The 13,663-nt window shown below is 61.3% G+C and carries 10 protein-coding genes; 6 read left to right on the forward strand and 4 right to left on the reverse strand.

Annotated elements, in window-relative coordinates; all coding sequences use genetic code 11:
- Positions 1 to 17: 17 nt before the first annotated feature.
- From C5687_RS10340 to C5687_RS10350, 3 genes are all read right to left on the reverse strand, one after another.
- A complete protein-coding gene (locus tag C5687_RS10340) occupies positions 18 to 257 on the reverse strand; it encodes a DUF1883 domain-containing protein (RefSeq protein WP_010432930.1) in 240 nt (79 codons plus the stop codon).
- A 211-nt stretch (positions 258 to 468) separates the two neighbouring features.
- Positions 469 to 2,253, reverse strand: coding sequence for a methyl-accepting chemotaxis protein (locus C5687_RS10345; RefSeq protein ID WP_047958853.1), 1,785 nt, complete (start codon positions 2,251 to 2,253; stop codon positions 469 to 471).
- A 106-nt stretch (positions 2,254 to 2,359) separates the two neighbouring features.
- Complete coding sequence (locus tag C5687_RS10350; protein WP_025756532.1) at positions 2,360 to 2,713, reverse strand: DsrE/DsrF/TusD sulfur relay family protein; 354 nt, start codon at positions 2,711 to 2,713, stop codon at positions 2,360 to 2,362.
- Between the two features lie 72 nt (positions 2,714 to 2,785).
- Here C5687_RS10350 and nasR point away from each other — a divergent pair, with 72 nt between their 5' ends.
- Positions 2,786 to 3,970 carry a nitrate regulatory protein NasR gene (nasR, locus tag C5687_RS10355; RefSeq protein ID WP_059387003.1) on the forward strand — a complete coding sequence of 395 codons (1,185 nt, stop codon included), beginning with the start codon at positions 2,786 to 2,788 and terminating at the stop codon, positions 3,968 to 3,970.
- 109 nt (positions 3,971 to 4,079) lie between these two features.
- Here nasR and C5687_RS25230 read toward each other — a convergent pair whose 3' ends face one another.
- Positions 4,080 to 4,202: a hypothetical protein gene (locus tag C5687_RS25230; RefSeq protein WP_263575158.1), complete on the reverse strand. Its 123-nt coding sequence runs from the start codon at positions 4,200 to 4,202 to the stop codon at positions 4,080 to 4,082.
- On the opposite strand from C5687_RS25230, the gene C5687_RS10360 reads away from it, so the two are divergent.
- From C5687_RS10360 to C5687_RS10380, 5 genes are read left to right on the forward strand one after another with little or no spacing between them, the layout of a single operon-like run.
- Entirely contained in the window at positions 4,201 to 5,448 is a 1,248-nt protein-coding gene (locus C5687_RS10360; protein ID WP_104556890.1) for a CmpA/NrtA family ABC transporter substrate-binding protein, read from the forward strand. The two genes, C5687_RS25230 and C5687_RS10360, sit on opposite strands and share 2 nt — an antisense overlap.
- Positions 5,449 to 5,450: 2 nt before the next feature.
- Positions 5,451 to 6,329: a nitrate ABC transporter permease gene (ntrB, locus tag C5687_RS10365; RefSeq protein WP_059387005.1), complete on the forward strand. Its 879-nt coding sequence runs from the start codon at positions 5,451 to 5,453 to the stop codon at positions 6,327 to 6,329.
- Between the two features lie 9 nt (positions 6,330 to 6,338).
- A complete protein-coding gene (locus C5687_RS10370; RefSeq protein WP_104556891.1) occupies positions 6,339 to 7,127 on the forward strand; it encodes an ABC transporter ATP-binding protein in 789 nt (262 codons plus the stop codon).
- Between the two features lie 10 nt (positions 7,128 to 7,137).
- The gene (nirB, locus tag C5687_RS10375) at positions 7,138 to 11,127 is read left to right on the forward strand and encodes a nitrite reductase large subunit NirB (RefSeq protein ID WP_104556892.1); all 3,990 of its coding nucleotides are present in this window, start codon (positions 7,138 to 7,140) and stop codon (positions 11,125 to 11,127) included.
- On the forward strand, positions 11,124 to 13,601 hold the full coding sequence (locus C5687_RS10380) for a nitrate reductase (RefSeq protein WP_104556893.1): 2,478 nt from the start codon (positions 11,124 to 11,126) through the stop codon (positions 13,599 to 13,601). Before nirB ends, C5687_RS10380 begins: the two co-directional genes overlap by 4 nt.
- Positions 13,602 to 13,663 lie beyond the last annotated feature (62 nt).

Raw genomic sequence — 13,663 nt, forward strand, 5'->3', positions numbered from 1 at the left:
TTGCCGGGCGTGTGACGTTATGCTGCCACGTAGCTGACGGAATGCTCCAGTGACTGACTGTGGCTGTCGATCAGCACATCCCACGTGCCGGTATAGGGCACGGTAAGCCAGGCTTTGTCATCCTGCACGGTCAGAATATCCGCCTGGGACTGTTTCTGTGCCTTTGAACTCATCAGATGAATACGACAGCGCTCTGAGCAGCGCACCACGACCGTATCCCCGCCAAACAGTTTCAAACTTGTTTTTACCAGTGCCATTTTTTACCCCGTAGTCTTAAACAACGCTCTCCCTGCAGCCATATCCGAGCGTGATGTTGTTCACAATTCACTCATGGCATAACACCAAAGGGGAGGGGGTGGGATGCTGATTTTGATCAAAAAATGGCATAACGATTAAACAAAAATGACAATATTCCTCAAAATGTCAGCTGGCGCGCGTTTTAGCCGCTAAACGCGCGCCGGATTAACATTAAATGCGGAAATGGCCGGCGGTTTCAGCAAGGTCGCCCGCCTGGCTCTGCAGGGCACCAGCCGCGGCGGCAGATTGCACGACCAGTTCGGCGTTCTGCTGTACCATGCGGTCGAGATGGGTTACCGCGTGGTTAATCTCGTGAATGCCTTTCATCTGCTCGCTGGTGGCGATGGAGATTTCGCGCATGATGCCGGAGACGCTGCCGATGCTGGAGCGGATCTCATCCATGCTTTCCCCGGCCAGATGTACGTAGCGAGAGCCGGTCGCCACGCTGTCGGTGGTGGAATCAATCAGTGATTTAATCTCCTTCGCCGCCTGGGCGCTACGGCTGGCCAGGTTGCGCACTTCGCCCGCCACCACGGCAAACCCGCGACCCTGCTCGCCGGCGCGGGCCGCTTCGACGGAAGCGTTCAGCGCCAGAATGTTGGTCTGGAAAGCAATACCGTCAATCACGCTGGTGATATCGCCAATTTTGGCCGACGCCACTTCGATGGACTGCATGGTGCTGATCGCCTGCGATACCACCTCGCCGCCGCGGGCCGCGGCCGCTGAGGCCTTGCTCGCCTGGTCGTTCGCTTCCGCCGCCGACTCATTTGACTGGGTCACGGAGGCGGTGATCTGCTCCACGGCGCTGGCCGTCTCGCGCAGACTGGATGCCGCCTGCTCGGTACGTCCGGAAAGATCCTGGTTACCGGCGGCAATCTCCTGCGCGGCATTTTTCACCGACTCGCTGGCATCACGGAGTTGCACCATCACCACCGCGAGCTTATCGCTGAAGGCGTTAAAGGCCTGGGCGATCTGCGCGACTTCGTCCTCGCCGGCGTCCGGCAGGCGCTGCGACAGATCGTTGGTGCCGTTGGCAATGTTATGCATCGCGTCGCGAATGTCAGACAGACGCTTCAGCAGACGGGCAATCAGGAAATGGACAATGGCCGCGCTCAGCAGCGCCAGGATCACCAGCGAAATCGCCGATGCTTTAAGCAGGGAACGCATGCCGGAGGTGGCGTCACCGTTGTCGAGGGCGACCACTAACAGCCAGTTGGTGCCCGGCACGGCGGTCGCCACGAAGGTTTTCTCGACGTCATTCAGGGTTCCGTCGACCAGATTGCCACTTTTCAGTGCGGCAAAATCGATGCCTTTGATGGTCTCAGCAAACGGTTTGAGCGTCAGAGCCGGATCGTTAGCCGCAATCACGCTGCCATCGCTGTTAAGAAGTAACCCGCTGCTGGCCGGGGTAGGATGGATCCCGCGCACGTTCGCCACCACGCTGTCCATGGCCACATCACCCGCCACGACCGCTTTCAGGGCGCCATTTTCTTTCACCGGCACGGCGAAGGTCACCACCAGTTTCCCGGTTCCGGCGTCGACATACGGCGCAGTCACAACCGGACCGTCGGTGCTGACCACCTGCTGATACCACGGGCGAATGGTCGGATCATAATCCGCAGGTACACCGGCAGGCTCGGAGAATTTTGCCGTTTTGCTGGCGTAGCCCACATAGACGTTGGTGAACCCACCCGCCTGGGCAAGCTGTTTAAACACCGGAACCGGATCATCACTCAGCGCCACGCTCCGGGCGGAGGCGATCACGGTCATCTTGCTTTTGACCCAGTCGGCAATCGCCATATTATGGCTGGCGCTGGTGCTGGTCAGGATATCGCGCTGGGACTGCTGGTTATCCTGGCGCGTGACCTGGAAGTTGATAACCGTATTGAGGAGAAGGGCGACGACCAGGCAGCCTGTCGTCGCGGCAATAATGCGAGCACGAATCGATCTGAACATAAGTGAAATACCTGCTGTGTTGTTTCCATGCCTATCGGCAACCCAGCAGGTAAACTTGATGCTGAAACCGCGTCCATAAGAAAAAAATATTTTTACGGGTTTATTATTAAAAAGTTAATACTTTATCAGCGGTCAGAGTCCACTCAGCCAGTTCAACCAGGGTACCGATCTCCACGCCGTCAATCAGCGGCAGGCCGGTGACGCCCCGCCCGTCGGTGCAGGTTTTGCACAGTTTCACCGGCACATTTTGCGCGGTCAGGATCTCCAGCATCTGCTGAATGTTATAGCCCTCTGCGGGTCTCTGCCCCTTCAAACCTGCAGTGACCGCGTCCGACATTAAAAAGAGTCGCAACGCCAGGTCGCTCTCCTTTTCGCGCAGCGCAATGGCCAGACGCAGGCTGTTAAAAAGGGATTCGCTGCCGTAGGCCGCACCGTTGGCGACAATCACAATCTTTTGCATCTTGACTCCTGTTCTTATAAAGGCACGAATATTGCTTAGCTTTCACGGGTTTCGCTGTTCCGGAGAGTAAGCATGACATTAATGGCTGGCATTTCACCAGGGGCTAACGAATGGCTCCAGCGCGCAAGGACGATGCGCCGGGAGCAGCTCAGCAAACTGGCACAGCTGGGCGTGCTTGTGCATGGCATCAGCCAGCTGGTGCACATGTTACAGTGCGAGCGCGGGGCTTCCAACGTCTGGCTCTGCTCACAGGGTCAGCTTTACGCCCCCGAATGCAAAGCCAGCCGGGCGCTGGTGGATGAAAACCTGGCTGCCCTGTATGGCATTCTCGACAAACAGTCCCCTGTTCCGGGAAGTGCCGTTTGTGAACGCATCGGCGGCGCGCTGCAAAGCCTGGATATGCTTCCCGCCCTGCGTGACGGCGTGCGCCAGCAAACCCTTACGGCGCCGCAGGCGATGGAGCACTACTCGCGCATGCTTCGCCATCTGCTCAGTATCGTGCCGCAGCTTAATGACAGCATTGACGATCCGCACATCGCCGGGCGTTTTGTCGCCCTGTATAGCCTGATGCAGGGGAAAGAGCTGGCGGGACAAGAGCGGGCCCTGGGGGCGATTGGCTTCACGCAGGGCTTTTTCGATGATGTCACCCGCCAGAGGCTGGTTGACCGCATTGACGGACAGCAGGCCTGTTTTGAGATCTTTCTCTCGCACAGCCACGCTGAGGTGCAGACCACCTTTACCCTGAACTGCCAGCCCGATCGTGAAACGGAGCAACTCCGGCGCGTGGCCTGCACCCGCCAGCCTGCCGCCGATAATGGCACTACCGCATTGACCTGGTTCGCCCTGCAAACCTCGCGCCTTGAACACCTGCGCGCGCTGGAAGAGACCATGATTGCCGATCTGATGCTCGCCGTGGACGCGCGTATTCACCGTGACGACGACTACGCACCGCCCGCCGATGAGCAAGACGATCCGCTGATCCACTACCCGGAAAAACCGTTGCTCACCCTGGTTCGCCAGCAGGCGCGCGAGATAGAGCAACTCTCCCGTCAGCTTGCGTCGCTGCGCGATACGCTTGAAGAGCGTAAAACCATTGATAAAGCGAAAAGCGTGCTGATGACCCACCAGAATATGAGTGAAGAACAGGCCTGGACGGCGCTGCGCAAAATGGCGATGGACAAGAACCAGAGAATGGTGGATATCGCCCGCGCGCTGCTCATGGTGAAGCACCTCTGGGAAGTAACACCAAAGGAGTAGCTGCACAATCCGTGGGCATTTTGTGCCTGATTGAGGTGCGTAAACGTGAGGGTAAGGCGGTTGGCACCGCGAAAACTGCGCGTTAAAACCTGGCATTCACTTTGCATTATCAGATTAACCATTTTTGACGGTGCGCCAACGGCGGTGCATCAGTCTTCGGGATAAAGGCGTCCAGCGGTGCTTCGGCACTGTCGGGCGCTTTTTTTTTGGGTTTTTTTTCAGGAGTGGTCATGGCGGATTTGTCGAGACGGCGGTTTTTGCAGGCCAGCATGCTGGCGAGTGGGGCAATGCTGCTACCGGGGGTCATGCAGGCCGCATGGGCGGCAGGCTCGGATAAACCGGAGCAGGAAACAGTGCGCATCGGGTTTATCCCGCTGACCGACTGCGCGCCGGTGATTATCGCAGCGCTGAAAGGGTTTGATAAAAAGTACGGCATCACCATCGTGCCCACTAAAGAGGCGAGCTGGGCGGCGGTGCGCGACAAGCTGGTAGCGGGCGAACTGGATGCCGCGCACATTCTCTACGGCCTGCTGTACGGACTGGAGCTGGGGATCGCCGGAAAGCCGCAGCAGATGGCCAACCTGATGACCCTCAACCAGAACGGGCAGGCGATTACGCTCTCCGCCGATCTGGCCGAAAAGGGTGTTCGCGATCTCGACGGGCTGAAAAAGCTGACCGGGCAGCAGGCGCCGGGGACATACACCTTTGCGCATACCTTCCCGACCGGCACGCATGCCATGTGGCTCTACTACTGGCTGGCCAGCGCGGGCATTCATCCGTTTGACGATGTCCGCACCGTGGTGGTACCGCCACCGCAAATGGTGATGAACATGCGCATTGGCAACATGGTCGGCTTTTGCGTCGGCGAGCCGTGGAACGCGCGGGCCATCAACGATCGTATCGGTTTTACCGCTGCGACGTCTCAGTCCATCTGGGCCGATCATCCGGAAAAAATCCTCGGCACGCGTCGCGAGTGGGTGGAGAAAAACCCGCACACCGCGCGGGCGCTGGTCAGCGCCGTGCTGGAGGCGGCGCGCTGGATTGACGCGTCCCCGGAAAACAAACGCGAGACCGCGCAGATCCTCTCCCGCCGCGCGTGGCTGAACACCAAAGAGCAGTACCTTACCGGGCGGATGCTGGGCGAGTACGACAACGGCGTGGGTTCGCGCTGGCAGGACGCGCATCCGATTCGCTTCTTCAACGACGGTGCCGTCAGCTACCCGTATCTTTCCGACGGCATGTGGTTCTTAACCCAGTTCCGCCGCTGGGGGTTGCTCAAATCCGCCCCGGACTATGCGGGCATTGCGCAGCGCATTAACCAGACCTCGGTCTGGCAGGATGCCGCCACGGCAGTAGGGGGGATTACCGTCCCGGCGTCACCGCTGCGCAGCAGCACATTGATGGACGGCACCGTCTGGAACGGTACCGACCCGGAAGGATACGCCAACCGTTTCGCTATTCACCGTAGAGGGGCCTGATTATGCAGCATCTGCAAAAGACGACATCACACGAGACGCCGGAGAGTGGGGAGGTGATTATTCTGCCTCCGGTGCAGGTTCGCCGCCGTACCCCGACGTTTGCCCGCCGGATGAACGCGATTTTTCAGCGCCTCATTCCGGCGTTTCTGGGGCTGGGGCTGCTGGTCGTGCTCTGGCAACTGGCCGCGATCAACAGCAAAGGATTCCCGACGCCGCTCAGCACCCTCGACTCGGCGTTAACGCTGTTCGCCGATCCCTTTTACCGTGACGGCCCCAACGACATGGGCATCGGCTGGAATGTGCTCGCCTCACTGCAGCGCGTGGCGGTGGGCTTTGGCCTGGCCGCGCTCGCCGGGATCCCGCTCGGCTTTCTGATTGGTCGCTTCACCTTTTTCTCACGCATGTTCAGCCCGCTCATCGCGCTGTTGCGCCCGGTCAGCCCGCTGGCCTGGCTGCCTATCGGCCTGCTGTTGTTCCAGAAAGCGGAGCCGGCTTCCAGCTGGACCATTTTTATCTGCTCGATCTGGCCGATGGTGATCAACACCGCTGAAGGGGTGCGCCGTATTCCACAGGACTACCTCAACGTTGCCCGCGTGCTGCAGCTCTCCGAGTGGACCATCCTGCGCCGTATTCTCTTTCCGGCCGTGCTGCCGGCGGTGTTGACCGGGGTGCGCCTGTCCATCGGCATTGCCTGGCTGGTCATTGTCGCCGCCGAGATGCTGACCGGCGGTTTAGGGATCGGCTTCTGGATCTGGAATGAGTGGAACAACCTCAACGTCGAAAACATTCTCATCGCCATCGTCATCATTGGCGTGGTCGGGTTACTGCTGGAGCAGGGGCTGATGCTGATCGCCCGCCGCTTTAGCTGGCAGGAAAAATAAGGAGCGAAGATGAAACCGATAATTCAGGTCCAGGCCGTGAGCCAGCGTTTTTCCACCGCCAGCGGTGAGTTTCTGGCGCTGCAAAACGTCTCGTTTGATATTCACGAAGGTGAAACCGTGAGCCTGATCGGTCACTCCGGCTGCGGTAAATCGACGCTGCTGAACCTTATCGCCGGAATAACGCTGCCGACGGAAGGCGGGCTGATTTGCGATAACCGTGAAATCGCCGGGCCGGGTCCGGAGCGCGCGGTCGTGTTCCAGAACCATTCCCTGCTGCCGTGGCTTACCTGCTTCGACAACGTGGCCCTGGCGGTGGATCACGTGTTCCGCCACACCATGAGCAAGGCGGAGCGTCGGGAGTGGATTGAACACAACCTCGATCGCGTGCAGATGGGGCACGCCCTGCATAAGCGGCCGGGAGAGATCTCCGGCGGCATGAAGCAGCGCGTCGGCATTGCCCGCGCGCTGGCGATGAAGCCGAAGGTGTTGCTGATGGATGAGCCGTTTGGCGCGCTGGATGCGCTGACCCGCGCCCATCTGCAGGACTCAGTGATGCAGATCCAGCAGGCGCTGAACACCACCATTGTGCTTATCACCCACGATGTGGATGAAGCGGTACTGCTCTCCGATCGCGTACTGATGATGACTAACGGCCCGGCGGCGACCGTCGGGGAGATCCTGCAAGTTGACCTGCCGCGCCCGCGTAACCGGGTGCAGCTGGCGGACGACAGCCGCTATCACCATCTGCGTCAGCAGATCCTGCATTTCCTTTATGAAAAACAGCCCAAAGCGGCATAAAGGGGCAGCCATGACGCGACTGATCGTTATCGGCAATGGCATGGCAGCAACGCGGCTGATCGCCTCGCTGACCGCGCGTGCTCCCGGTCGCTTCGCGATTACCGTGCTGGGCGATGAGCCGGAACACGCCTACAACCGCATCCAGCTCTCGCCGGTGCTGGGTGGGGAAAAACAGGCGGAACAGATCCGCCTGCAGGATGACGCCTGGTATGAGTCCCGGGGTGTGACGGTGCGAAGGGGGGAAAAGGTGCTCGCGGTAGATGTTGAGAAGCGGCTGGTCCGTACGGCACAAACCACGCTGGTCTGGGATGAGCTGGTGTTTGCCACCGGATCAACGCCCGTTGTGCCGCCTATCCCTGGCGGGGATGCCTCTCACGTCTTTACCTTCCGTCGGCTGACGGATATCGGCGCGATTCAGGCTATCCCGGGCCCGGCGGTGGTGCTGGGCGGTGGGGTGCTCGGCGTTGAGGCTGCCGCCGCGCTTGCCAGTGCATGTGACAACGTCACGCTGGTACATCGCGGGGCGTGGTTAATGGAACAGCAACTGGACCAGCAGGCTGGCGTCCTGCTGGAAGAGGCGCTGGCAGCACGCGGGGTGCGCTGCGCGCTTTCGTCCGGGATTGCGTCCATCGCGGCGGAGTCGGTGACGCTGTCGGACGGCAAGCGGATTCACGCCACCCGTGTGGTGTTGACCACCGGCGTTCAGCCCAACATCTCGCTGGCCAAAGCCAGCGGCGTTCGCTGCGCCCGCGGCATTGTGGTGAATCCGCAGATGCAGACCTCCGCGGCGAACGTCAGCGCCATTGGCGAATGCTGTGAGATCGACGGCCAGACGTTTGGCCTGGTGGCGCCCTGTCTGGCGCAGGCGGATATCCTCGCCGCCCGGCTGGCCGGGGAGGCCGTAGCCTCTTTTGCCCCAACGGACAGCGGGATGCGCCTCAAGGTGACGGGCATTGAACTGTTCACCGCCGGTCGCGCCACGGTGCAACCGGAGGACGTGGTCTGGAGCGCATGGGATCCCCTTACGCGCCACTACCGACGCTTATTGATTCACCGCGGCGCGCTGGCTGGCGTGCTGCTGATGGGGGACTGCCGCAGAGCGGCAACCTTCACCGATTTACTGGCAACAGCTGCGCCCGCCCATGCGGACTGGCTGTTCGATCGTTTCACTACGCAACCGCAGGTTGCAGGACAGAACGCTATGACAAAACCTACTCTGGTGGTGGTTGGGCACGGTATGGTCGGCCACCATTTCCTCGAAGATTGCGTTAGCCGCAATCTGCATCAGCAGTATCAGATTGTTGTCTTTGGCGAGGAGCGCTATGCCGCCTATGACCGCGTGCATCTGTCGGAATATTTTGGCGGCCGCAGCGCGGCGTCGCTCTCGCTGGTGGACGGGGATTTCTTTGCCGACCACGGCATTGAGCTGCGCCTGTCGCAGCAGATTGTCGCACTCGATCGCGATGCACGCGTGGTGCGCACCGCCAGCGGGCATGAAACCCACTGGGAGAAACTGGTGCTGGCGACCGGCTCATACCCGTTCGTTCCACCCGTGCCGGGGAACGATTTACCGGGCTGTTTTGTCTATCGCACCCTTGACGATCTGGATGCGATTGCGGCGCATGCGGCGGGCTCTCGCCGCGGGGTGGTGATTGGCGGCGGGCTGCTGGGTCTGGAGGCGGCAAATGCGCTGAAGCAGCTCGGGCTTGAAACCCACGTGGTGGAGTTTGCGCCCAACCTGATGGCGGTCCAGCTCGACAACGACGGCGCGGCAATGCTGCGCAGGAAAATCGAGGCGCTGGGCGTCAGCGTTCACACCAGCAAAGCGACAACGGAAATCGCCCCCGCGGACGACGGGCTGGTGCTGCGCTTTGCAGATGGCGAACAGCTGGAAACGGACATGGTGGTCTTTTCTGCGGGCATACGTCCGCAGGATTCGCTGGCGCGCAGCAGCGGGCTGGCTATCGGCGAGCGTGGCGGGATCTGCATTGACGATCGCTGTCAGACCTCCGACCCGAACGTATTTGCCATCGGCGAATGCGCTCTGTGGGCGGGGAAAATCTTTGGTCTGGTCGCGCCCGGCTACCAGATGGCGCGGGTGGCCGCCGCCGCGCTGGCGGGAGAGGATAAAACATTCACTGGCGCGGATATGAGCACCAAACTAAAACTGCTGGGCGTGGACGTCGCCTCGTTCGGCGACGCTCACGGGCGCACGCCGGGTGCGCTGAGCTACCAGTGGACGCACGGCCCGCAGCAGATCTACAAAAAAATGGTGGTGAGCCACGACGGAAAAACGCTGCTAGGCGGCGTGCTGGTCGGCGATGCCAGCGAGTACGCCACGCTGGTGCAGATGATGCTCAACGGCATCGCCCTGCCAAAAGAGCCGGAGACGCTGATTTTACCCGCATCGTCAGGCAGTGCGCCAAAAGCGCTCGGCGTGGCGGCGCTGCCGGAAAGCGCGCAAATCTGCTCCTGCCATAACGTCAGCAAAGGCGATATCTGCCAGGCGGTGAGCGCCGGCGCGACGGACATCGGCGCCGTCAAGCAGTGCACCAAAGCGGCAACCGGCTGCGGCGGGTGCAGCGCGCTGGTGAAGCAGGTGATGGAGTGCCAACTGGCTGAGCAGGGCGTGGAGGTGAAAAAGGATATCTGCGAACACTTCCCGTACTCGCGCCAGGAGATTTACCACCTGGTGCGCGTCAACCATATTCGCACCTTCGACCAGCTGATTAGCCGCTACGGGCAGGGGCACGGGTGTGAGATCTGCAAGCCGCTGGTGGGCTCGGTGCTGGCCTCCTGCTGGAATGAATACCTGCTAAAACCGTCACACCTGCCGCTGCAGGACACCAACGACCGCTACTTTGCCAACATTCAGAAGGACGGCACCTACTCCATCGTCCCGCGGATGCCCGCAGGGGAAGTGACGGCAGACGGGCTGATTGCTATCGGTCAGATTGCCAAACGCTACAACCTGTACAGCAAAATCACCGGCGGCCAGCGTATCGACCTTTTCGGTGCCACCCTTGATCAACTGCCGGCGATCTGGCAGGCGCTGGTGGAGGCCGGGTTTGAAACCGGGCACGCCTACGGCAAATCCCTGCGCACGGTGAAATCCTGCGTCGGGTCGACGTGGTGTCGCTACGGCGTGCAGGACTCCACCGGCCTCGCGGTCAGGCTGGAGCACCGTTACAAAGGCCTGCGCGCGCCGCACAAAATCAAAATGGCCGTCTCAGGCTGTACCCGCGAATGCGCCGAGGCGCAGAGTAAAGACGTCGGAGTCATCGCCACGGACAAAGGCTGGAACCTCTATCTGTGCGGCAACGGCGGCATGAAGCCGCGCCACGCGGATCTCTTTGCCAGCGATCTTGATGATGAAACGCTGATCCGCACCGTCGATCGCTTCCTGATGTTTTACATCCGCACGGCGGATCGCCTGCAGCGCACCAGCACCTGGATGGACAACCTGGAAGGCGGTCTCGACTACCTGCGGGAGGTGATCCTCAACGACAGCCTTGGCATTGCCCACGAGCTGGAGCAGGAGATGGCCCGGGTGGTGGAAACCTACCAGTGTGAATGGCAGACCACCCTTAACGATCCCAACCGCCTGGCGCTGTTCCGCACCGCCGTGAACGACACCGCCGCGGAGAACAACAAGCGCTGGCAGGAAATTTGCGGCATCGACGACATCCCGGAGCAGGCGGGCATTGGCGCGCGGCTTGGGCGTAAACCGATTGCGCTGTTCCGCTTTGGTGAGTTCGTCTATGCCCTCGACGATCGGGAGCCGGGCAGCAGTGCGAACGTGCTCTCCCGCGGCATTCTTGGCGATGCGGCGGGCGAGCCGGTGGTGATTTCGCCGCTCTACAAACAGCGTATTCGCCTGCGCGACGGCTGTCAGGTGGATAACGGCGAACCTGCGGTTCGTGCCTGGCCGGTGAAAATTGAAGAGGGCAAAGTGTGGGTTGGCAACGATGCCCTGGTGTTGCGCGCGGAGGCCTCATGATGGAAACCCGGACAACGTGCCCCTACTGTGGGGTCGGCTGCGGCGTGGTCGCCCGCGTGGAAGGTGAAACGGTAAGCGTTCGGGGGGATGAAAGCCATCCTGCGAATTTTGGCCGCCTGTGCGTGAAGGGATCGGCCCTGGGAGAAACGATGGGTCTGCAGGGGCGGTTGCTGCACCCCGTGGTTGACGGTGTTGAAGGGGACTGGACGCAGGCGCTGGGCGCGGCTGGCGAGCGGTTGCGGGCGATCATCGACACCTGGGGGCCGCAGGCGGTGGCCTTTTACGCCTCCGGGCAATTGCTCACGGAGGATTACTACGCCGCCAATAAGCTGATGAAGGGGTTTATCGGCGCGGCGAACATCGATACCAACTCCCGGCTCTGCATGTCGTCGGCGGTGGTGGGCTATAAACGCGCCTTCGGTGAAGACGTCGTGCCGTGCAATTACGAGGATGTGGAAAACAGCGACCTGGTGGTGCTGGTTGGCTCAAACGCGGCCTGGACGCATCCGGTGCTGTACCAGCGGCTGGTGCAGGCGCGACAGGCCAGTCCCGAGATGAAAGTGGTGGTCATTGACCCGCGCAGAACCGCCACCTGTGATATTGCCGACCTGCATCTTGCGCTCGCGCCCGGGAGCGACGCCGGGCTGTTTGTCGGTCTGCTGGATGTGATTCAGGGTACGGACGCGTGGCCGATATCCCGCGTAGCGGCGTTTTGCGGCCTCACGCCGCAGGAGATTGCCACATTTTACGACTGGTTTATGACGGCGCCCCGGGCCATTACGCTCTACACCATGGGGATCAACCAGTCCTCCAGCGGCAGCGACAAATGCAGCGCCATCATTAACGTTCACCTTGCCAGCGGGAAATTTAACCGTTCGGGCTGCGGCCCGTTTTCCCTGACCGGCCAGCCAAACGCGATGGGCGGAAGGGAAGTGGGCGGGCTGGCGAATCAGCTGGCGGCGCACATGAACTTCGAGCCAGACGATCTTTCACGGGTGGCGCGTTTCTGGGGCACGGAGCGGCTGGCGCAAACTCCGGGCCTGATGGCGGTGGAGCTGTTTGACGCCATCGCCCGCGGCGAGGTGAAGGCGGTGTGGATCATGGGCACCAACCCTGCCGTCTCGCTGCCGGACAGCCACGCGGTGTGCCAGGCGCTGGCGAACTGTCCGCTGGTGATTGTCTCTGAGGTGATGAGGGATACCGACACCAGCCGCTTCGCCCATATTCGCTTTCCGGCGCTGGGCTGGGGAGAAAAAGAGGGAACGGTGACGAACTCGGAGCGGCGTATTTCCCGCCAGCGCGCGTTTCTGCCAGCGCCGGGCGAAGCGAAGCCGGACTGGTGGATTGTCGCGCAGGTGGCGAAACAACTGGGGCACGGTGACGCCTTTGCCTGGCAGCATCCCCACGAGATTTTTTGCGAGCATGCGGCGCTGACCGCCTTTGAAAATGACGGCGCGCGGGCGTTAAACCTTCATGACCTGGCTACGCTGAGCCGTGACGCGTGGGAGCAGCTTGAGCCTTATCAGTGGTCGACAGGGGATTTTCCGCGCCGGAACATCGTTCCGGTTACCCCTCAGCCGCACGGTGCGACGGTCAGCGCATTCTACCCGCTGATCCTTAACACCGGGCGCATTCGCGATCAGTGGCACACCATGACCCGTACGGGATATGTGGCCAGACTGATGCAGCATATCGCCGAACCGTTTGTTGAGGTTTGCCCTGCGGACGCCGCTCTGTTCTCCCTGTGCGACGGCCAGCTGGCGCGCATCAGCTCGCCGCGCGGCGTGATGGTGGCGCGAGTGTGCGTCCGTGACAGTCAGCGCGAGGGTGAGGCGTTTGCCCCGATGCACTGGAACGCGCAGTTTTCCCGTCAGGGAAAGGTGAATGCGCTGGTGGAAGGGCGCTGCGATCCGGTTTCGGGCCAGCCGGAGAGTAAACAAACCGCCGTCAGGATCATGCCCTGGCAGCCCGCCTGGCAGGGAGAACTGTATGCCCGTGCGCTACCGGAGCTGCCGCCATCGGCGCACGGGTGGCGTAAAGCCTCACGCCTGACGGTGGCGGGGGATACGCCGCTGTTCTCCTGGGTCGCGGATTACGCCCGCGCCCGCGGCTGGCAGTTGCAGACTGCGCAAACGGATGCACGCAGCAGCGTACTGGCCTGGCATGAAGGCCAGCTGATGCTCGGGTTCTGGGAAGGCACCGCGTTACCGGCGCTGGCGCATACGGTCATCGAGGCCGCTTTTCAGTCGCCACCCCCGACGCCTGCTGCGCGCCATGCGCTGCTGAACGGGCAGGACGTGGGGAAGCACCGCGATCCGGGGCGCATTATCTGCACCTGTTTCAGCGTCGGGGAAAACGCGATACGGGAGGCGATTGCCGGAGGCTGTGATTCCGTCAGCGCGCTGGGGGCGAAGCTGCGCTGTGGTACGAATTGTGGCTCCTGCGTGCCGGAGTTGAAAGGGCTGTTTGGATAATGGCGTAAGGGCGACAATCTGTTTCAGGATAATCCTGAAATGTCCGCCAGGACTGCATTTCA

The sequence above is a fragment of the Enterobacter sichuanensis genome (assembly GCF_002939185.1).
GTDB classification, from domain to species: domain Bacteria; phylum Pseudomonadota; class Gammaproteobacteria; order Enterobacterales; family Enterobacteriaceae; genus Enterobacter; species Enterobacter sichuanensis.